General features: G+C 69.0%; 18 protein-coding genes. 8 read left to right on the top strand and 10 right to left on the bottom strand.

Translation table 11 applies throughout. From position 1 onward, the window contains the following. Positions 1-18 precede the first annotated feature (18 nt). A complete protein-coding gene (locus H7I87_RS25890) occupies positions 19-1,227 on the bottom strand; it encodes an IS110-like element IS1110 family transposase (RefSeq protein WP_033725343.1) in 1,209 nt (402 codons plus the stop codon). Between the two features lie 377 nt (positions 1,228-1,604). Here H7I87_RS25890 and H7I87_RS25885 point away from each other — a divergent pair, with 377 nt between their 5' ends. Next, the gene (locus H7I87_RS25885; RefSeq protein WP_033712314.1) at positions 1,605-3,188 is read left to right on the top strand and encodes a FadD7 family fatty acid--CoA ligase; all 1,584 of its coding nucleotides are present in this window, start codon (positions 1,605-1,607) and stop codon (positions 3,186-3,188) included. Between the two features lie 18 nt (positions 3,189-3,206). On the opposite strand, the gene H7I87_RS25880 is transcribed toward H7I87_RS25885, so the two are convergent. Then, on the bottom strand, positions 3,207-5,369 hold the full coding sequence (locus H7I87_RS25880) for an elongation factor G-like protein EF-G2 (RefSeq protein ID WP_019732434.1): 2,163 nt from the start codon (positions 5,367-5,369) through the stop codon (positions 3,207-3,209). Positions 5,370-5,514: 145 nt separating this feature from the next. After that, positions 5,515-5,952, bottom strand: a complete 438-nt coding sequence (locus tag H7I87_RS25875; RefSeq protein ID WP_019732433.1) for a TIGR03668 family PPOX class F420-dependent oxidoreductase — start codon at positions 5,950-5,952, stop codon at positions 5,515-5,517. 173 nt (positions 5,953-6,125) lie between these two features. Between H7I87_RS25875 and H7I87_RS25870 the strand changes: the two genes are divergently transcribed. The 4 genes from H7I87_RS25870 (at position 6,126) to H7I87_RS25855 (ending at position 11,245) form a co-directional block, all read left to right on the top strand. Next, on the top strand, positions 6,126-7,211 hold the full coding sequence (locus tag H7I87_RS25870; RefSeq protein ID WP_033721285.1) for a S1C family serine protease: 1,086 nt from the start codon (positions 6,126-6,128) through the stop codon (positions 7,209-7,211). Between the two features lie 121 nt (positions 7,212-7,332). After that, positions 7,333-9,105: a maltose alpha-D-glucosyltransferase gene (gene treS / locus H7I87_RS25865; protein WP_003874243.1), complete on the top strand. Its 1,773-nt coding sequence runs from the start codon at positions 7,333-7,335 to the stop codon at positions 9,103-9,105. Between the two features lie 49 nt (positions 9,106-9,154). Continuing rightward, on the top strand, positions 9,155-10,513 hold the full coding sequence (locus tag H7I87_RS25860) for a maltokinase N-terminal cap-like domain-containing protein (RefSeq protein WP_009979824.1): 1,359 nt from the start codon (positions 9,155-9,157) through the stop codon (positions 10,511-10,513). Between the two features lie 45 nt (positions 10,514-10,558). Continuing rightward, complete coding sequence (locus H7I87_RS25855) at positions 10,559-11,245, top strand: YoaK family protein (protein ID WP_009979823.1); 687 nt, start codon at positions 10,559-10,561, stop codon at positions 11,243-11,245. A gap of 55 nt (positions 11,246-11,300) precedes the next feature. Here H7I87_RS25855 and ag85C read toward each other — a convergent pair whose 3' ends face one another. The 5 genes from ag85C to H7I87_RS25830 form a co-directional block, all read right to left on the bottom strand. Continuing rightward, on the bottom strand, positions 11,301-12,359 hold the full coding sequence (gene ag85C / locus H7I87_RS25850; RefSeq protein WP_009979822.1) for a diacylglycerol acyltransferase/mycolyltransferase Ag85C: 1,059 nt from the start codon (positions 12,357-12,359) through the stop codon (positions 11,301-11,303). Between the two features lie 233 nt (positions 12,360-12,592). Then, entirely contained in the window at positions 12,593-13,408 is an 816-nt protein-coding gene (locus tag H7I87_RS25845) for an ABC transporter permease (protein WP_033727413.1), read from the bottom strand. Continuing rightward, entirely contained in the window at positions 13,398-14,240 is an 843-nt protein-coding gene (locus tag H7I87_RS25840) for an ATP-binding cassette domain-containing protein (protein WP_019732430.1), read from the bottom strand. Before H7I87_RS25840 ends, H7I87_RS25845 begins: the two co-directional genes overlap by 11 nt. Further along, positions 14,237-14,698 carry a MarR family winged helix-turn-helix transcriptional regulator gene (locus H7I87_RS25835; RefSeq protein WP_003874237.1) on the bottom strand — a complete coding sequence of 154 codons (462 nt, stop codon included), beginning with the start codon at positions 14,696-14,698 and terminating at the stop codon, positions 14,237-14,239. The genes H7I87_RS25840 and H7I87_RS25835 overlap by 4 nt, the downstream gene beginning before the upstream one ends. A gap of 57 nt (positions 14,699-14,755) precedes the next feature. Then, positions 14,756-15,253 (bottom strand): metallophosphoesterase family protein, encoded by a 498-nt coding sequence (locus H7I87_RS25830; RefSeq protein ID WP_003879053.1) that lies wholly within the window; start codon positions 15,251-15,253, stop codon positions 14,756-14,758. Between the two features lie 73 nt (positions 15,254-15,326). On the opposite strand from H7I87_RS25830, the gene H7I87_RS25825 reads away from it, so the two are divergent. Both H7I87_RS25825 and H7I87_RS25820 read left to right on the top strand, forming a co-directional pair. Next, positions 15,327-15,635 (top strand): metal-sensitive transcriptional regulator, encoded by a 309-nt coding sequence (locus H7I87_RS25825; protein ID WP_003874235.1) that lies wholly within the window; start codon positions 15,327-15,329, stop codon positions 15,633-15,635. Positions 15,636-15,681: 46 nt separating this feature from the next. Next, positions 15,682-16,083 carry a DUF302 domain-containing protein gene (locus tag H7I87_RS25820; RefSeq protein ID WP_011726506.1) on the top strand — a complete coding sequence of 134 codons (402 nt, stop codon included), beginning with the start codon at positions 15,682-15,684 and terminating at the stop codon, positions 16,081-16,083. Here H7I87_RS25820 and H7I87_RS25815 read toward each other — a convergent pair whose 3' ends face one another. Both H7I87_RS25815 and H7I87_RS25810 read right to left on the bottom strand, forming a co-directional pair. Further along, entirely contained in the window at positions 16,084-16,257 is a 174-nt protein-coding gene (locus tag H7I87_RS25815) for a hypothetical protein (RefSeq protein ID WP_003874233.1), read from the bottom strand. A gap of 81 nt (positions 16,258-16,338) precedes the next feature. Then, positions 16,339-17,175: an alpha/beta fold hydrolase gene (locus H7I87_RS25810; RefSeq protein WP_033727412.1), complete on the bottom strand. Its 837-nt coding sequence runs from the start codon at positions 17,173-17,175 to the stop codon at positions 16,339-16,341. Between the two features lie 115 nt (positions 17,176-17,290). Here H7I87_RS25810 and H7I87_RS25805 point away from each other — a divergent pair, with 115 nt between their 5' ends. Further along, positions 17,291-17,746: a MaoC family dehydratase gene (locus H7I87_RS25805; protein ID WP_003874231.1), complete on the top strand. Its 456-nt coding sequence runs from the start codon at positions 17,291-17,293 to the stop codon at positions 17,744-17,746. Positions 17,747-17,811 lie beyond the last annotated feature (65 nt).

The following is a 17,811-nucleotide window of genomic DNA, read 5'->3' as shown; positions in this document are numbered from 1 at the left end:
GGACTCTCAATGAAGATGTCAAGCCGCCGACTTGGTGATCGGGGGTGATTCGGGTTGCCAGGTGCGGTTGTCACGGATGAGGGCGTAAAGGACGTTGGTACGGCGTCGCGCCAGGCAGAGGGTGGCCGGGATCGGTCGTTTTCCTTCGTCTCGTTTGCGCTGGTAGTAGGCCTTGGAGTGCGGGTCGCAGCGGATCGCGGTCAGGGCGGACATGTACATCACCCGGCGCAGCCGTCGGCTGTAGCGCTTGGGCGTGTGCAGGCGCCCGGTGCGTTTTCCGGAGTCGCGCGAGACCGGGGCCAGTCCGGCCCAGGCGGCGAGTTGGTCGGCAGAGCCGATCAGGGTGGGATCGCCGACGGCGGCGAGGAATTCCGCGCCGAGTCGGAAACCCATGCCGGGCAGGCTGGTGATCACTTCGGCTGCGGGATGGCGGCGAAATCGGTCCTCGATGTCGGCGTCGGTGGATTTGATGCGGTCATCGAGGGCAACCACCTCCCCGGCCAGGTCGGCGACGAGTCCGGCGGCGACGTCTTCGCCGGGCAGGCGCACCGTCTGCGATTTGGCAGCCGTTACCGCCGCGGCGGCGATCGTGGCCGCATTGCGCACGCCGGCGTCGCCGAGCATCTTCGTCAGGCGCGAGACACCGCTGTGGCGAATGGCTTTCGGTCGTTGATACCGCGTGAGCAGCACCACCCAGCCGCGGTCCTGGGTCAGTTGGGCAACGCGTTCCAATGCCGGGCATACGGCGATGAGTTGGTGGCGCAGCCGGTTGATGGTGCGGGTGCGATCAGCGACCAGATCGGCGCGATGCGCGGTGAGCATCCGCAGTTCGGTGATCAAATCGTCGTCGGGATGCAGCACCGGCAGATCAGCACCACGCATCCTCGACTGATCAGCGATCACCCGTGCGTCCTTGGCATCGGTCTTGGCTTCCCCACCGCGGTAGGTCACCGAAGCCTGCCAGACAGCACGGCCGGTCAGATACCGCACCGACTTGCCAGCATCGGCGAGCACCGTCAACAGCAAGCTGGCGTACACCGTGGTCAAATCCACCGTCCAGGACACGTCGCAGCCCAGAGCGTCGATTTCATCGATGAGTTCTCGGATCGGTTGTTCATCGTTGGTGAGCTTGCGCGACAACACCGCGGTGCCCTTGTCGTCGACAACGCAGACCCAATGGTGCTCCTTGCCGACATCCGCACCAGCCCACAACTGGTCCGCCTCCATCGAACCTCCTATTCGCTTGTCGTCCACCATGTTCCCCACGGACAACCCCGCCAGCATTTCCTTAAACAAGCGAGCAGATCGCAGATCTCAATCAGCGGCCAGAGAAGTCCAGGCAGGCCGGGCGGCCAGTCCTTTCAAGCCGCACCATCAGGCCGGCAAGAGCGATGCAGCCTCACCCGCCCCACCCGGGGTCACAGCACAACGTAACAACACGAAGTAACTGCACCTACGAACTTAAGGACCGGGCGGCCAGTCCTTTCAAGCCGCACCATCAGGCCGGCAAGAGCGATGCAGCCTCACCCGCCCCACCCGGGGTCACAGCACAACGTAACAACACGAAGTAACTGCACCTACGAACTTAAGGAAAGGATGTGGCGATGACGTCCGAGGCGACACCGAGCGCGACGGCCGCCGGACCGGGGTTGGCCGACCTGGTCGAGGCGGCCGCGCAGCGGGCGCCGCGGGCGCCGGCGCTGCTGGTCGCCTCCGGGCGCACCCCGATCGCGTACGCGGATCTGGTCCGGCTCGTCGATGACCTGGCCGCCCGGCTGCGGGCCGCCGGTTTGGGGCCGGGCGACCGGGTCGGGCTGCGCGCCGGCAGCAACCCCGAATTCGTGGTCGCGCTGCTGGCCGCGTCGCGGGCGGATCTCGTTGTGGCGCCGCTGGATCCGGCCCTGCCCGCCGCCGACCAGCTGTCCCGCAGCCGGGCGGTGGGCGCTCGGGCGGTGCTCGTCGACCGGCTCGGCGAGGGCCAGACGGCACCCGAGAGCGCCCCCTGCTGGCCGGTCACCGTCACGGTCGGACCCGACGACGGCGCCCCGACGGTCGACCTGACCGTCACCGCGGCGCCCACACACGACGTGACCGCGCCGCAGGGCCTGCGCGACGACGACGCCATGATCATGTTCACCGGGGGAACCACCGGGGCACCGAAAATGGTGCCCTGGACCCGGCACAACATCGCCGCCTCGATCCGGTCCATCGTCGCCGGATACGGGCTGGGGCCGCGGGATGCGACGGTGGCGGTGATGCCGCTCTACCACGGGCACGGTCTGCTGGCCGCGCTGCTGGCCACCCTGGCATCCGGGGGAGCGGTGTTGTTGCCCGCGCGCGGAAAGTTCTCGGCGCACACCTTCTGGGACGACATCGCCGCCGTCGGCGCCACCTGGTACACGGCCGTCCCGACCATCCATCAGATCCTGCTGGAGCGTGCCCGCACCGAAGCGCCGCGCGGCACCCACGCGCTGCGGTTCATCCGCAGCTGCAGCGCGCCGCTGACCGCCGAGACCGCGCAGGCGCTGCAGGACACCTTCGGTGCGCCCGTGGTGTGCGCCTTCGGGATGACCGAGGCCACCCACCAGGTGTCCACCACCGCCATCGACGGCGCCGGGCACAGCGAAAACCCCGGCGCCACACCGGGTCTCGTCGGCCGGTCGACCGGCCCGGACATCCGGATCGCCGGGCCGGACGGGCAACCGCTGCCCGCCGACACCGTCGGCGAGGTCTGGCTGCGCGGCGCCACCGTGGTGCGCGGCTACCTCGGCGATCCGGCGATCACCGCCGCCAACTTCACCGACGGGTGGCTGCACACCGGCGACCTTGGCACCCTGTCGGCCGCCGGCGACCTGGTCATCCGCGGCCGGATCAAGGAACTGATCAACCGGGGCGGGGAGAAGATCTCGCCGGAACGGGTCGAGGGTGTGCTGGCCGGCCACCCCGACGTGCTGGAGGCGGCCGTGTTCGGCCGGCCGGACCAGCTGTACGGCGAAACCGTGGCCGCGGTGATCGTCACCCGCGGCTCGGCGGCGCCGACGGCCGACGAGCTGGCGTCGTTCTGCCGGGAACGGCTGGCGCCCTTCGAGGTGCCGGCCGAGTTCCGGCGGGCCGCCGAGCTGCCGCACACCGCGAAGGGCTCGCTGGACCGCCGCGCGGTGGCCGAACAATTCGGCGAAAGCGCTTGACCGGCAGTGTGATTCGGGTCAGACCGCGGCGGTCGCCACTCGGGCGGCCGCGGATTCCGGCATCGGCTCGTAGCGGGCGAACGACCGGGTGAACGAGGCCGCGCCGTGCGCCAGCGACCGCAGGTCGATGGCGTAGCGGGTCAGCTCCACCTGCGGCACCTCGGCCTTGACCACGGTGCGCTCATGACCGGCGGTGTCGGTGCCGAGCACGCGGCCGCGCCGGCCGGACAGATCGCCCATCACCGCACCGACGAAATCGTCGGGCACCAGCACCGAGATCTCGTCGATGGGCTCGAGCAACACCACCTTGGTGGCCGCGGCCGCCTCCCGCAGCGCCAGCGCGCCCGCCATCTGGAACGCGAAGTCCGACGAGTCGACGCTGTGCGCCTTGCCGTCGAGCAGGGTGACGCGAATGTCGACCACCGGGTAACCCGCGTGCACACCCTTTTCCATCTGGGCGCGCACCCCCTTCTCCACGCTCGGAATGAACTGCCGCGGCACCGCCCCGCCGACCACCTTGTCGACGAACTCGAACCCGGAGCCTTCCGGCAGCGGCTCCACCTCGATGTCGCACACCGCGTACTGGCCGTGGCCGCCGGACTGTTTGACGTGCCGGCCGTGCCCTTTGGCCTTGCCCGCGAACGTCTCTCGCAGCGGGATCCGCAGCTCCACGGTGTCCACCGTGACGCCGTACCGGTTGGCCAGCGCGTCCAGCACGACACCGGCGTGCGATTCGCCCATGCACCACAGCACGATCTGGTGGGTCTCCTGGTTCTGCTCGATCCGCAGCGTCGGATCCTCGGCGGCCAGCCGGCCCAGCCCCACCGACAGCTTGTCCTCGTCGGTCTTGGCGTGCGCGGCGATCGCGACCGGCAGCAGCGGCTCGGGCATGGTCCAGGGCTTGAGCACCAGCGGCTCGGACTTGTCCGACAGCGTGTCGCCGGTTTCGGCCCGGCTCAGCTTGCCGATCGCGCAGATGTCACCGGCCACCACGGCCGAGGCCGGGCGTTGCTGCTTGCCCAGCGGGAAGGACAGCACCCCGATGCGCTCGTCCTCGTCGTGATCGGGGTGGGCATGGCCGTTCCCGTTGCCGGTGCCGAAGAACGACGCAAAATGGCCCGACACGTGAACCGTCGCGTCGGGCCTGATGGTCCCGGAGAACACCCGGACCAGGCTGACCCTGCCCACGTAGGGGTCCGACGTCGTCTTCACCACCTCGGCGAGCAACGGGCCGTCGGGGTCGCAGGCCAGCCCGGCGCGCGGCGCGCCGACCTGGGTGAAGACCTCCGGCAGCGGGTGTTCCATCGGCGACGGGAAGCCGCGGGTGGCGACCTCCAGCAGCTCGCACGTGCCGACGCCGGTGCTGCTGCAGACCGGGATCACCGGGAAGAACGAGCCGCGGGCGACGGCCCGCTCCAGGTCGGCGATGAGCACCGTTTCGTCGATGGACTCCCCACCCAGGTACCGCTCCATCAGCGACTCGTCCTCGGACTCCTCGATGATCCCCTCGATCAGGGTGCCGCGAGCGGCCTCGATCTGCGCGGCGTCGGCGGGATCCGGCGGCCGCACAGCGCGTTTGCCGTCGGCGTAGGCGTAGCGCTGCTGCGACAACAGGCCGATCAGGCCGGTGCAGGCCGGCAGACCGGTGGGCAGGTACAGCGGTAAAACCTTGTCGCCGAACGCGTTCTGCGCGGCGGCCAGCGCCTCGGCGTAGTTGGCGCGGGCGTGGTCGAGCTTGGTGATCACCACCGCGCGGGGCATGCCCACCTGGTTGCATTCCTGCCACAACAGTTTGGTGGGCTCGTCGACACCCTCGTTGGCCGCGATCACGAACAGCGCGCAGTCGGCGGCCCGCAGCCCGGCGCGCAGCTCGCCGACGAAGTCGGCGTATCCGGGTGTGTCGACCAGGTTGACCTTGACGCCGTCGTGCGACAGGGACGCCACGGCGACCCCCACCGACCGTTGCTGGCGGATCTCGGCCTCGTCGTAGTCGCAGACCGTGCTGCCGTCGGCGACCGAGCCGGGGCGGTTCAACACCCCGGCGGCGACCAGCAGCGCTTCGACCAGAGTGGTTTTGCCGCCGCCCGACGGTCCCACCAGCACGACGTTGCGAATCTCGCCCGGACTCTTGGCGGTCGGAGCGTTTCCCGCGCCTTGGGAAGTAGTTGTCTTGTCCGCCATGACTTTCCTCCAGGTCGTCCGGGGCGCACCGTTGCCGGCCCGGCTAGCACCTTTCTAGCTACCCTTCACCGAACTTCCGTCGACCACAAGACCGCCGGGCCGGATCAACGGTTTCGGGCCGATCCGCCCGCGCGGCGCCGGCGCCTCAGGGCGCCCAGCCGGACCACCGCCGCACCGCGATCGCGATCACCGGACCCTCCAACGGAACCGATTGATACTGAGGGTATTTCGCGCGCAACAGCCGGTAGCCGGTGTCCAGGGCCGGCCCGTCGCGGTGGATGGTGGCCAGACCGTCGGCGCGCACCCACCACAGCCGGGTCCAATCGTCGGCGTAGTGGTCGGCCAGCAGGCTCACCTGCGGATTGGCGTCGATGTTGGCCAGCCGCCGCAGCCGCCGCGTGGTCTTGGGTTTGGCGTCGACGGCCGTGTACACCACGTCCGGGTCGGCGTCATGGTCCGCGTCGGGGCCTTGCGCGAGGGCGAAGACGACCGGCACCAGGTGTGGCTGCCCGCCCGGGGAGACGGTGGCCAACCGGGCTACCGAGGCCCGGCGGAACCTCGCCCTGGCGTCGAATTCGCCCACCAGATCAGGGTAGGGCGCACGGCAGCAAACGGCGGTAAGCCTATGAGCCGGCTGAGAACCTGGCACATGCCGTGCATAGCTACCTGCATTACGGTTATATACACAAAATTGTGCCGCCAGGATCCTCAGGCCGGGACAGTTTGGTGTTTACCGCGACGCAGGAGGGTGACGGGATGAGCAAATCGCACCACCACCGCTCGGTCTGGTGGTCATGGTTGGTCGGTGTGCTGACCGTGGTCGGGCTGGGCCTCGGGCTGGGGTCCGGCGTGGGGCTGGCGCCGGCGTCCGCGGCACCGTCGGGCCTGGCGCTGGACCGGTTCGCCGATCGCCCCCTGGCGCCGATCGACCCGTCGGCCATGGTCGGTCAGGTGGGGCCGCAAGTGGTCAACATCGACACCAAGTTCGGCTACAACAACGCGGTGGGCGCCGGTACCGGCATCGTGATCGACCCGAACGGCGTGGTGCTCACCAACAACCACGTCATCTCGGGCGCCACCGAAATCAGCGCGTTCGACGTCGGCAACGGGCAGACCTACGCCGTCGACGTGGTCGGCTATGACCGCACCCAGGACATCGCCGTGCTGCAGCTGCGCGGCGCGACCGGCCTGCCCACCGCCACCATCGGCGGCGAGGCCACGGTGGGCGAGCCCATCGTCGCGCTCGGCAACGTCGGCGGCCAGGGCGGCACCCCCAACGCGGTGGCCGGCAAGGTCGTCGCGCTCAACCAGAGCGTCTCGGCGACCGACACGCTGACCGGCGCGCAGGAGAACCTCGGCGGCCTGATCCAGGCCGACGCGCCGATCAAGCCGGGCGACTCCGGTGGCCCGATGGTGAACAGCGCCGGGCAGGTGATCGGCGTGGACACCGCCGCCACCGACAGCTACAAGATGTCCGGCGGGCAGGGCTTCGCCATCCCGATCGGCCGCGCCATGGCCGTCGCCAACCAGATCCGCTCCGGCGCCGGCTCCAACACCGTGCACATCGGGCCCACCGCATTCCTCGGGCTGGGCGTGACGGACAACAACGGCAACGGCGCGCGGGTGCAGCGGGTGGTCAACACCGGCCCGGCCGCGGCCGCGGGCATCGCGCCCGGCGACGTCATCACCGGCGTCGACACCGTCCCGATCAACGGGGCGACGTCGATGACCGAGGTGCTCGTCCCGCACCATCCCGGTGACACCATCGCGGTGCACTTCCGGTCCGTCGACGGCGGCGAGCGCACCGCGAACATCACCCTGGCGGAGGGGCCGCCGGCCTGACATCCGCGCCGGTGAGAGCGGGTCGGTGGCCAATTCGCTTGGCACCGGGCGTGATTCGTCGCGGCCGGGCGAGGGGGGTTCCGAAACTCGCACTCAGGGTACCCGTGGCATCGTGGATTCGATGAACGACGCAAGAGAAGCTGTCGAACACCATCCCGAGGAAGGCAGTCACGTCCAGGACGGTGTCGTCGAGCACCCCGAGGCCGAGGACTTCGACAACGCCGCCGCGCTGCCCACCGACCCGACGTGGTTCAAGCACGCCGTGTTCTACGAGGTGCTGGTCCGCGCGTTCTTCGACGCCAACGCCGACGGCGCCGGCGACCTGCGCGGTCTGCTGGCGCAGCTGGACTACCTGCAGTGGCTGGGCATCGACTGCATCTGGCTGCCCCCGTTCTACGACTCGCCGCTGCGCGACGGCGGTTACGACATCCGGGATTTCTACAAGGTGCTGCCGGAGTTCGGCACGGTCGAGGATTTCGTGGCGCTGCTCAACGCCGCCCACGAGCGGGGCATCCGGGTGATCACCGACCTGGTGATGAATCACACATCGGAGTCGCACCCCTGGTTCCAGGAGTCCCGGCACGACCCCGACGGCCCGTACGGCGACTTCTACGTGTGGAGCGACACCAGCGACCGCTACGCCGACGCCCGCATCATCTTCGTCGACACCGAGGAGTCCAACTGGACGTTCGACCCGGTGCGCCGCCAGTTCTACTGGCACCGGTTCTTCTCCCACCAGCCCGACCTGAACTACGACAACCCCGCCGTGCAGGAAGCCATGATCGACGTGATCCGGTTCTGGCTCGGGCTGGGAATCGACGGGTTCCGGCTGGACGCGGTGCCCTACCTGTTCGAGCGGGAGGGCACCAACTGCGAGAACCTGCCGGAGACGCACGCCTTCCTCAAGCGGGTCCGCAAGGTCGTCGACGACGAGTTCCCGGGCCGGGTGTTGCTGGCCGAGGCCAACCAGTGGCCGGCCGACGTGGTCGAGTATTTCGGCGACCCCAGCACCGGCGGCGACGAATGCCACATGGCGTTCCACTTCCCGCTGATGCCGCGCATCTTCATGGCCGTGCGCCGCGAGTCGCGATTCCCGATCTCGGAGATCCTGGCCCAGACGCCGCAGATCCCCGAGATGGCGCAGTGGGGGATCTTCCTGCGCAACCACGACGAGTTGACGCTGGAGATGGTCACCGACGAAGAGCGCGACTACATGTACGCCGAGTACGCCAAGGATCCGCGGATGAAGGCCAACGTCGGCATCCGCCGCCGGCTGGCGCCGCTGCTGGACAACGACCGCAACCAGATCGAGCTGTTCACCGCCCTGCTGCTGTCCCTGCCCGGCTCGCCGGTGCTCTACTACGGCGACGAGATCGGCATGGGCGACGTGATCTGGCTGGGGGATCGCGACGGGGTGCGCACGCCGATGCAGTGGACGCCGGACCGCAACGCCGGCTTCTCCAAGGCCAACCCCGGCCGGCTGTATCTGCCACCCAGCCAGGACCCGGTGTACGGCTACCAGGCGGTCAACGTGGAGGCGCAGCGCGACACCTCGACGTCGCTGCTCAACTTCACCCGCACCATGCTGGCCGTGCGGCGCCGGCACGAGGCCTTCGCGATCGGCACGTTCGAGGAGCTCGGCGGGTCCAACCCGTCGGTGCTGGCGTTCGTGCGGCAGGTGTCCAACGACGGGGACACCGTGCTGTGCGTCAACAACCTGTCGCGGTTCCCGCAGCCGATCGAGCTGAATCTGCAGCACTGGAGCGGGTGCATCCCGGTCGAGCTGACCGGGCACGTGGAGTTCCCCCGCATCGGGCACCTGCCCTACCTGCTGACCCTGCCGGGGCACGGTTTCTATTGGTTCCAGCTGACCGCATGCGAGGAGGACACATGACTCGCGCCGCGACGGTACACAGCGTTAGGTATGAGAAGGAGCGGCGCAGATGACCGAACCCGCCAAGCTGCCGTGGTCCGATTGGCTTCCGCAGCAACGTTGGTACGCCGGCCGCAACCGCCGGCTGACCGGCGCCGAACCGAGCGTGATCGTCGGGTTGCGCGACGATCTGGACCTGGTGCTGGTCGACGCCGACTACGCCGACGGCTCACGGGACCGCTACCAGGTCCTGGTGCGCTGGGATGCCGCACCGGTCTCCGAGTACAGCACCGTGGCCACCATCGGCGCCGCCGACGACCGGACCGGCTTCGACGCGTTGTACGACGACGAGGCGCCGCAGTTTTTGCTCTCCCTGATCGACTCGTCGGCGGTGCGCCGCGCGTCCGGGGCCGAGGTGAGATTCGCCAAGGAGCCCGACGCCCAGCTGCCGCTCGAGGCGATGGCGCACGTGTCGGACGCCGAGCAGTCCAACACCAGCGTGATCTTCGACCGTGACGCCATCTTCAAGGTGTTCCGCCGGGTCAGCAGCGGCATCAACCCCGACATCGAGCTGAACCGGGTGCTCGGCCGCGCCGGCAACCCGCACGTCGCCCGGCTGCTGGGCACCTACGAGATGGCGGGTGCGGACGGCACCCCCGAGACGGCCTGGCCGCTGGGCATGGTGACCGAGTTCGCCGCCAACGCCGCGGAGGGCTGGGCGATGGCCACCGCCAGCGTTCGCGACCTGTTCGCCGAGGGCGATCTGTATGCGCACGAGGTCGGCGGCGACTTCGCCGGTGAGTCCTACCGCCTGGGCGAGGCGGTGGCGTCCGTGCACGCCACCCTGGCCGAGACGCTGGGCACCTCGCAAGCCGCGTTCCCGGTGGACAACGTGCTGGCGCGGCTCTCCTCGACCGCGGCCCTGGTGCCCGAGCTGACCGAGTACGCGGCCACCATCGAGGAGCGGTTCGCCAAGCTGGCCACCGAGACCATCACCGTGCAGCGGGTGCACGGCGACCTGCACCTGGGCCAGGTGCTGCGCACCCCGGAGAGCTGGCTGCTCATCGACTTCGAGGGCGAACCGGGCCAGCCGCTCGAGGAACGCCGCGCGCCCGACTCACCGCTGCGCGACGTGGCCGGCGTGCTGCGGTCGTTCGAGTACGCCGCCTACGGGCCGCTGGTGGAGCAGGGCTCGCAAAACACGGACAAGCAGCTGGCGGCCCGGGCCCGGGAATGGGTGGAGCGCAACCGCACCGCGTTCTGTGACGGCTATGCGGCCGCCTCCGGCATCGACCCGCGCGATTCGGCGCCGCTGCTGGCCGCCTACGAATTGGACAAGGCGGTCTACGAGGCCGGGTACGAGGCGCGGCACCGGCCCGGCTGGCTGCCGATCCCGCTGCGCTCCATCGCCCGGTTGACCGCGGCCTGACCCGCGCGCCCTGCGCGCGCCGGCACCGTCTGGAAGCATGTGCGTGTGCCGAGTGAGATCAACAACAGCGAAACCAGGTTGTCGTGGGTGCTGGCGGTGCTGGCCGGGGTGCTGGGAGCCACCGCCTTCACGCACTCCGCCGGCTACTTCGTGACCTTCATGACCGGCAACGCCCAGCGCGCGATGCTCGGCTACTTCCGCGGCGACGTGGTGTTGTCGGTGACGGCGGGGGTGCTGATCGTGTGCTTCGTCGCCGGCGTGGTGATCGCCTCGGTATGCCGGCGGCATTTCTGGGTGGACCACCCGCACGGGCCCACGGTGCTGACGACGTTCAGCCTGGTGGCGGCCACCCTGGTGGACGTCATCGACGAGGGCTGGGAGGAGAACCTGCTCGACTTCGCGCCGATCATGTTGGTGACGTTCGGCATCGGCGCGTTGAACACGTCGTTCGTCAAGGACGGCGAGGTGTCGGTTCCGCTGAGCTACGTGACCGGAACCCTGGTCAAGATGGGGCAGGGCATCGAACGCCACATCGCCGGTGGGACGGCGGCGGACTGGCTGGGCTATTTTCTGCTGTTCGCCAGCTTCGTGGTGGGGGCCACCGTCGGCGGCTTCATCAGTCTGTTCGTCAACGGCACGTCGATGTTGGTGGCGGCCACCGTGATGTGCGCGTTGACCACCGGCTACACCTATTTCCATTCCGATCGCCGGGCGCTGCTCGACGAGGCGTGAGACAAAGCAGCGGCAGTAGCGCTGACCGGTGCGCTACTGCCGCTGCTGGCCGGGGTCAGGTGGCGGGCTGGGCGGGTTGCGCCGGCTGGGCCGGTTGGGCCGGTTGGGCCGGCGCCGCGGTGGTGTTGCCGGAAAGCAGCACCTGCTGCATGTCCGGCTTCATCGCCATCAACTGCTGGTTCCAGTACGGCCACGAGTGGGTGCCGTTGGCCGGGAAGTTGAACACCCCGTTGCGTCCGCCGGCGGCCGCGTAGTTGTTCTGGAACTGCTCGTTGGTGCGCAGCGTCAACCCCTCCAGGAACTTGGCCGGCACGTTGTCACCGCCCAAATCGCTGGGGGTGCCGTTACCGCAGTACACCCAGATGCGGGTGTTGTTGGCCACCAGCCGCGGAATCTGGACCATCGGGTCGTTGCGCTTCCACGCCGGGTCGGTGGACGGCCCCCACATGCTGTTGGCGTTGTAGCCGCCCGAGTCGTTCATGGCCAGGCCGATCAGCGTGGGCCACCAGCCCTCGGACGGGTTGAGGAAGCCGGAAAGCGAAGCGGCGTAAGGGAATTGCTGCGGATAGTAGGCGGCAAGGATCAGCGCGGAGCCACCCGACATGGACAGCCCCACCGCGGCGTTGCCGGCCGGGGAGACCTGCTTGTTGGACTGCATCCACAGCGGCATCTCCTGGGTCAGGAACGTCTCCCACTTGTAGGTGTAGTTCTGCCCGTTGCCCGACGACGGCTGATACCAGTTGCTGTAGAAGCTGGACTGGCCGCCGACCGGCATGATCACCGAAAGACCGGACTGGTAGAACTCCTCGAACGCCGGGGTGTTGATGTCCCAACCGTTGTAGTCGTCCTGCGCGCGCAGGCCGTCCAGCAGGTAGACCGCGTGCGGCCCGCCGCCCTGGAATTGGACCTTGATGTTGCGGCCCATCGACGGCGACGGCACCTCGAGGTATTCCACCGGAAGCCCCGGCTTGGAGAAGGCTCCCGCGACGGGGGAGCCACCCGCGGCGACGGCGACGCCGGACAGCAGGGAGGCCCCCACGGCCGCGATCGCCAGCCGGCGGGGCATGGTAGCCGCCGCGCCACGCAACTTTCGCACCTTTTCGATGAACGACATAGCTCTCTACCCATCCCAACTTTCATCTGCCGCACCATGCGGTGGAATCTGTTCTCCGGGAGTGAAACACAGCGGGCGGGTCGAATCGGCTCGTCGCGGCCGCAGCGACAGATCGCGGTTGGCTAACGATTGTGCCTCGGCCGGGAATCGTCACGGTCGGGTCACGATCGACTCTCGGAACCGTGCGGCGATCTTGCGCCGCGACGGCGCATGCGCTAGCGGGGCTAGCAGGACTAGGCGACCAGGCGGCGCAGAAGTGTTGAGGCCGTGAGGATTCCGGTCACCGCCGCCGCCAGCACCGCGATGTCGACCGGGTTGAAGGGCGTGCCGATCAGCAGCGCCCGCAGCGCGTTGACCTCGTAGCTGAGCGGGTTGATCTTGCTCAGCACGTGCAACCAGGTCGGCATCAGCTCGACCGGGTACAGCGCGTTGGAGGCGAAGAACAACGGCATCGTGATCGCTTGCCCGATGCCCATCAGCCGATCGCGGTTGCGCACCAAACCGGCCAGCGTCATCGACAGGCAGGCGAAGAACGCGGCACCCAGCATGACGATGCCCATCGCCGCCAGGATCCGTAATGGATTGACGGTCAAGCCGATTCGCATCAGGTAGGCCAACGCCAGCACCCCGACGACCTGGGCCACCGAGCGCACGCCGGCCGCGAAGGCCTTGCCGGTGACCAGCGCCGACGCGGGGGCCGGGGTCACCATGAGTTTGGCCAGCACGCCGGCGTCGCGATCCCAAATGATCTGTATCCCATAGAAAATGGAGATGAACAGCGCCGACTGGGCGATGATGCCCGGTGCCAGGAAGGCCAGATACGACACGGGTCCGGTGTTGATCATGCGCAGGTGGCTGAACGTGGTGCCGAAGATCAGCAGCCACAGGGCCGGTTGCACCATCCGGGTGACCAGTTCGGTCCGGTCGTGCTGCAACTTCTGCATCTCGACGATCGCGAACGCCCCGACCCGACTGGACAGCGCGCCCACCCGCTGCCATCCGCGCGGCGCGCGGACCAGCGTGGCGGCCGCGGCGTTGTCAACCGACACGGCGAGCCACCTTCCTGCTGGAGCGGACCTGCCGGATGGACTCCGATGGCCGCGGGTGCGCCGCGTCGTCGCCGCCCAGGTTCGAGGCCGCGTAGTGGCGGAACACGTCCTCGAGCGTGGCGTGCGGCGACACCCGCGATATCCGGGCCTTCAGCTCGTCGGGTGCGCCGACCGCGCGCAGCGCGCCGCGGTGCATCAGCGCCACCCGATCGCACAGCGCGTCGGCTTCCTCCATGTAGTGGGTGGTCAGCAGCACGGTCATGGCGAACCGGGCCTGCATCTTCTGCACGTGCTCCCAGACGCCGTCGCGCGCGATCGGGTCCAGCCCGACGGTCGGTTCGTCCAGCACCAGCAGCGACGGCCGGTTGACCAGCGCCTGGGCGACCTCGAGACGACGGATCATGCCGCCGGAGTACGCCGACGCCAGCCGGTCGGCTACGTCGAGCAGGTCCATCGCGGCCAGCGCCTGATCGACCCGCTCGGCGCGCTCGGCGCGCGGCACACCGTACAACCGGGCGAACCACGCCACGTTCTGCCGGCCGGTGAGCGCGGGCTCGACCGAAAGCTGTTGCGGCACATAGCCGATATTGGCGCGGATATCGGTGGTTCGGCGGCGCGCGTCCAGTCCGAAGATGTGCAGCTCGCCCTGCTGCACCGGGGCCAGCGTGGTCAGCATCCGGACCATGGTCGTCTTTCCGGCGCCGTTGGGCCCCAGCAGGCCCATCGTTTCGCCGGGCCGCACCTGCAACGTCACGTCGTCGACGGCGGTGAACTGGCCGTAGCGGTAGGTCAGGTGCTCGGCGTCGATCGCCATCGGCGGCGGCCCGGTCATGGTCGCCGCTCCCGCAGTTTTTGGGTCATCATGTCGAGGACCTCCAATCCTCTTGTCAAAGCCTCGATTTGGTCGTCGTCGAGTTCGTCGACCACCTCGGACAGCAATGCCCGCCGGGCGGCCCGGGACTCGTCGACGATCTGCTGCGCGGACTCGGTGAGCCGCAGCTGGCACACCCGGCGGTCGGTGTCCGCGGCGGCGCGCAGCAGGAATCCGCCCGACACCAGCTTGGTGACCAGGGTCGAGGCGGTGTTGGGCACCAGGCCGAGCTCGGCGGCCGCGGCGCTGACCGAGATCCCGGGCCGCCGCCCGACCAGCCACAGCAATTCCGACTGGGACTCCGAGAGCCGGGCCGGATCGAACGCGCGACCGGCCGACCTGCGCAGTTGGCGGCGAAACCGGCCGACCACGCCGAACAGCTCGGAGGTTACGTCCGTGCGTGCTTTCACCCCGCCCATAATACCTCTGTAACCGAGCTATTTATAGGTCCGAACGGGCCGCCACCAGGGACACGGTCACTTGGTGAGGCGGTGCAGCACCACGTCGCTCACGGCGCCGTCGGCGGCGCACGCGGTCAGGTAGGTGCAGAACGGCTGGCGGCGGCGATCCGTCGGCGAGCCCGGATTGAGCAGCCGCAGCCCGGTTCGGGTGGTGGTGTCCCAGGGGATGTGGCTGTGCCCGAACACCAGCACCTGGCTGTCCGGGTACCGCCGCGACATCCGCGCCTCCCGGCCCGCGGCGGCGCCGGTCTCGTGCACGACGGTGAACCGCACGCCCGCCAGGGTGACGTCGGCCCGCTCGGGCAGCCGCGCCCGAAGCGCCGGGCCGTCGTTGTTGCCCCAGCAGGCCACCAGCCGGGCGGCCCGGCCGTCGAGCTCGTCGAAGAACTCCGGTGCCGTCCAGTCGCCGGCGTGGATCACGACGTCGGCCCCGGCCACTTCGTCCCACACCTGCGCGGGCAGGTCGCGAGCCCGGCCCGGGATGTGCGTGTCGGCGATCAGCAGCAGCCTCACGCCGCCATTGTGCGTGCCGGGCGCGGTCACCCGAACCAGCGCCGCGGCATATACCCTACGGGGTATGGTATAAATGGATATGGCAATCGACAGCGGCCGCACCCGCAAAGCCGACGCCGCCCGGCACGACCCCGGTGACATCGACGTCGTCCTGACCCGGCTGCGCCGGGCGCACGGTCAGCTGGGTGGCGTCATCGCGATGATCGAGCAGGGCCGCAGCTGCAAGGACGTGGTCACCCAGCTGGCCGCGGTGTCGAAGGCGCTGGACCGGGCGGGCTTCAAGATCATCGCCTCGGGCTTGCGCGACTGCATCACGCGGACCGAGCAGCAACCGCCCCTGTCGATCGATGAGCTGGAAAAACTGTTCCTGAGCCTGGCCTGACCGCGGGGCCGGAACGACGAGCGGTCGCAAACAGGAGGAATCACAGGTGACATCGAAATTGAGCACCACGCTGCACACCGCGTTCCCGGACGCGGTGGACCGGACCACAAAAGCACTGGCGGATCAGGGTTTTGGCGTACTGACCACCATCGACGTGAAAGCCACGCTGAAACAAAAGCTCGGCGCGGACATGGAGGACTACCTGATCCTGGGCGCCTGCAACCCGGCGCTGGCGCACCGCGCGCTGGGCATCGATCGCCAGATCGGTCAGTTGCTGCCGTGCAATGTGGTGGTGCGGTCCGATCCCGCCGAGGGGGATGCGGTGCTGGTCGAGGCGATGGACCCGCAACTCATGGTCAAGGTGACCGGCGAGGCGGGGGCCTTGCAGGAGGTCGCCGACCAGGCCACCGCCAAGCTGCAAGCGGCGATCAGCGCACTCGCCGGCTGATCAGCCGCGTTCGCTGCGGGCTTCCGCGCCGGTTTCACCGGCGTCGAACGAGTCGTCCGAGCCCGCCGCACCGACATAGGAGCCGTCGTCTTTGCCCTTGCCCGCGCGGGAGCGAGCCTGGTGCTTTTCGGGTTCGACGTCTTCCTCGGCCCGGTGGCCCTTGTGGTCTGGCATGCGCCTTCCTTTCCTGCGGTCAGCGTTGCGGGTGGGATTCCCGCGACGGCTCGTCCGAAACGGCGCCGCGCACCCAGGCACCTAGGCCGCCAGAAAGTCCAGCAGTGCCGCGTTGAACTCTCGCGCGTGGCTGATGTGGCAACCGTGCGGCCCGTCGGCGATCACGCACAGCCGGCTGCCCGGTATCGCCCGGTGGGTGCGCCGCGCCGACCCGGCGAGCGGCACGGATTCGTCGCCCTCGCCGTGGATGATCAGCGCCGGCACCGACACCCGGGTCAGGTCGGGACGGAAGTCGGTGTTGGCCCAGGCGGCCATGCAGGCCAGCGACGCCTCCTTGCCGGCCTGCTTGCATAACCTGAGCGCCTCGGCGCGGGTCGCCGGGCTCACCCGCAATTGTCCGTTGGCGGAGAAGAACTCGGTCATCTGATGGTCGTAGAAGGCGTCCTGGTCCTTGACGAACGACGCCGTCGCCCGCGCCGCGTCCTTCATGGTCAGCGGCCCGTCCGGATTGTCGGTGGTCTGCAACAGGTACGGCGTCACCGAGGAGGCGAACACCACGCTGCGCACCCGCTCGGGGCCGTAGGTCGACAGGTAGCGGGCGACCTCGCCGCCGCCCATCGAGGAGCCCACCAGGGTGAGGTCGCGCAGGTCGAGGGATTCGACCAGGGTGTGCAGGTCCTGCGTGAGCTGGGAGTAGCTGTACCCGGTGAGCGGCTTGTCGCTGCGCCCGAAACCGCGCCGGTCGTAGGTGACCACCCGATAGCCGGCGGCGTGCAGCACCGGGACCTGGGCCGACCACGACTGGCCGGACAGCGGCCACGGGTGCATGAGCAGCACCGGTCTGCCGGGCCCGCCGGTGTCGTCGACATGCAGCCGGGTGTCCTTGAGAAGTCCATGGTGGGCGATCACATCGGGCATGAAACGACCTTCCGCGACGGTAGAGTTCGCTGGCTCACCGGCTACTACCCGTGACCGTCCGGGGCTAACCGTGGCCGGGCGCTATTGTTGGCAGCCGAAACCAAGGAGACACCCAATGCGCACCTTCGAATCAGTAGCCGACCTCGCCGCCGCGGCCGGGGAGACGCTGGGACACAGTGACTGGGTCACCATCACCCAGGAAGACGTCAACCTGTTCGCCGACGCGACCGGCGATCACCAGTGGATCCACGTCGACCCGGAGCGGGCGGCGTCGGGCCCGTTCGGCACCACCATCGCCCACGGGTTCATGACGCTGGCGCTGCTGCCGCGACTGCAGCACCAGATCTACACCGTCAACGGCATCAAGCTGGCAATCAACTACGGGCTCAACAAGGTTCGTTTCCCCGCCCCGGTGCCGGTCGGCTCCCGGGTGCGCGCGCAGAGTTCGCTGGTCGGCGTCGACGACCTGGGCAACGGCGCGGTGCAGGCGACGGTGTCGACCACCGTCGAGATCGACGGGTCGGCCAAGCCGGCGTGCGTGGCCGAAAGCATCGTCCGCTACATCTCCTGAGCATCGCCGGCCGTCGACTCATTGGGTCCGAAACCGCTTGTCGGCGAGACTAAGTCGACGCCGGG

Origin of the sequence: Mycobacterium timonense (assembly GCF_025821985.1) — a bacterium.
In the GTDB taxonomy this organism is placed as follows: Bacteria; Actinomycetota; Actinomycetes; order Mycobacteriales; family Mycobacteriaceae; genus Mycobacterium; species Mycobacterium avium.
This window is presented reverse-complemented; position numbering and strand designations above follow the sequence as displayed.

Coding starts and splice junctions, on each gene's coding strand:
- H7I87_RS25890 (WP_033725343.1), bottom strand. CDS start 1,227: ATGGAGGCGGACCAGTTGTGGGCTGGTGCGGATGTCGGCAAGGAGCAC.
- H7I87_RS25885 (WP_033712314.1), top strand. CDS start 1,605: ATGACGTCCGAGGCGACACCGAGCGCGACGGCCGCCGGACCGGGGTTG.
- H7I87_RS25880 (WP_019732434.1), bottom strand. CDS start 5,369: ATGGCGGACAAGACAACTACTTCCCAAGGCGCGGGAAACGCTCCGACC.
- H7I87_RS25870 (WP_033721285.1), top strand. CDS start 6,126: ATGAGCAAATCGCACCACCACCGCTCGGTCTGGTGGTCATGGTTGGTC.
- treS (WP_003874243.1), top strand. CDS start 7,333: ATGAACGACGCAAGAGAAGCTGTCGAACACCATCCCGAGGAAGGCAGT.
- H7I87_RS25860 (WP_009979824.1), top strand. CDS start 9,155: ATGACCGAACCCGCCAAGCTGCCGTGGTCCGATTGGCTTCCGCAGCAA.
- ag85C (WP_009979822.1), bottom strand. CDS start 12,359: ATGTCGTTCATCGAAAAGGTGCGAAAGTTGCGTGGCGCGGCGGCTACC.
- H7I87_RS25840 (WP_019732430.1), bottom strand. CDS start 14,240: ATGACCGGGCCGCCGCCGATGGCGATCGACGCCGAGCACCTGACCTAC.
- H7I87_RS25835 (WP_003874237.1), bottom strand. CDS start 14,698: ATGGGCGGGGTGAAAGCACGCACGGACGTAACCTCCGAGCTGTTCGGC.
- H7I87_RS25825 (WP_003874235.1), top strand. CDS start 15,327: ATGGATATGGCAATCGACAGCGGCCGCACCCGCAAAGCCGACGCCGCC.
- H7I87_RS25815 (WP_003874233.1), bottom strand. CDS start 16,257: ATGCCAGACCACAAGGGCCACCGGGCCGAGGAAGACGTCGAACCCGAA.
- H7I87_RS25810 (WP_033727412.1), bottom strand. CDS start 17,175: ATGCCCGATGTGATCGCCCACCATGGACTTCTCAAGGACACCCGGCTG.
- H7I87_RS25805 (WP_003874231.1), top strand. CDS start 17,291: ATGCGCACCTTCGAATCAGTAGCCGACCTCGCCGCCGCGGCCGGGGAG.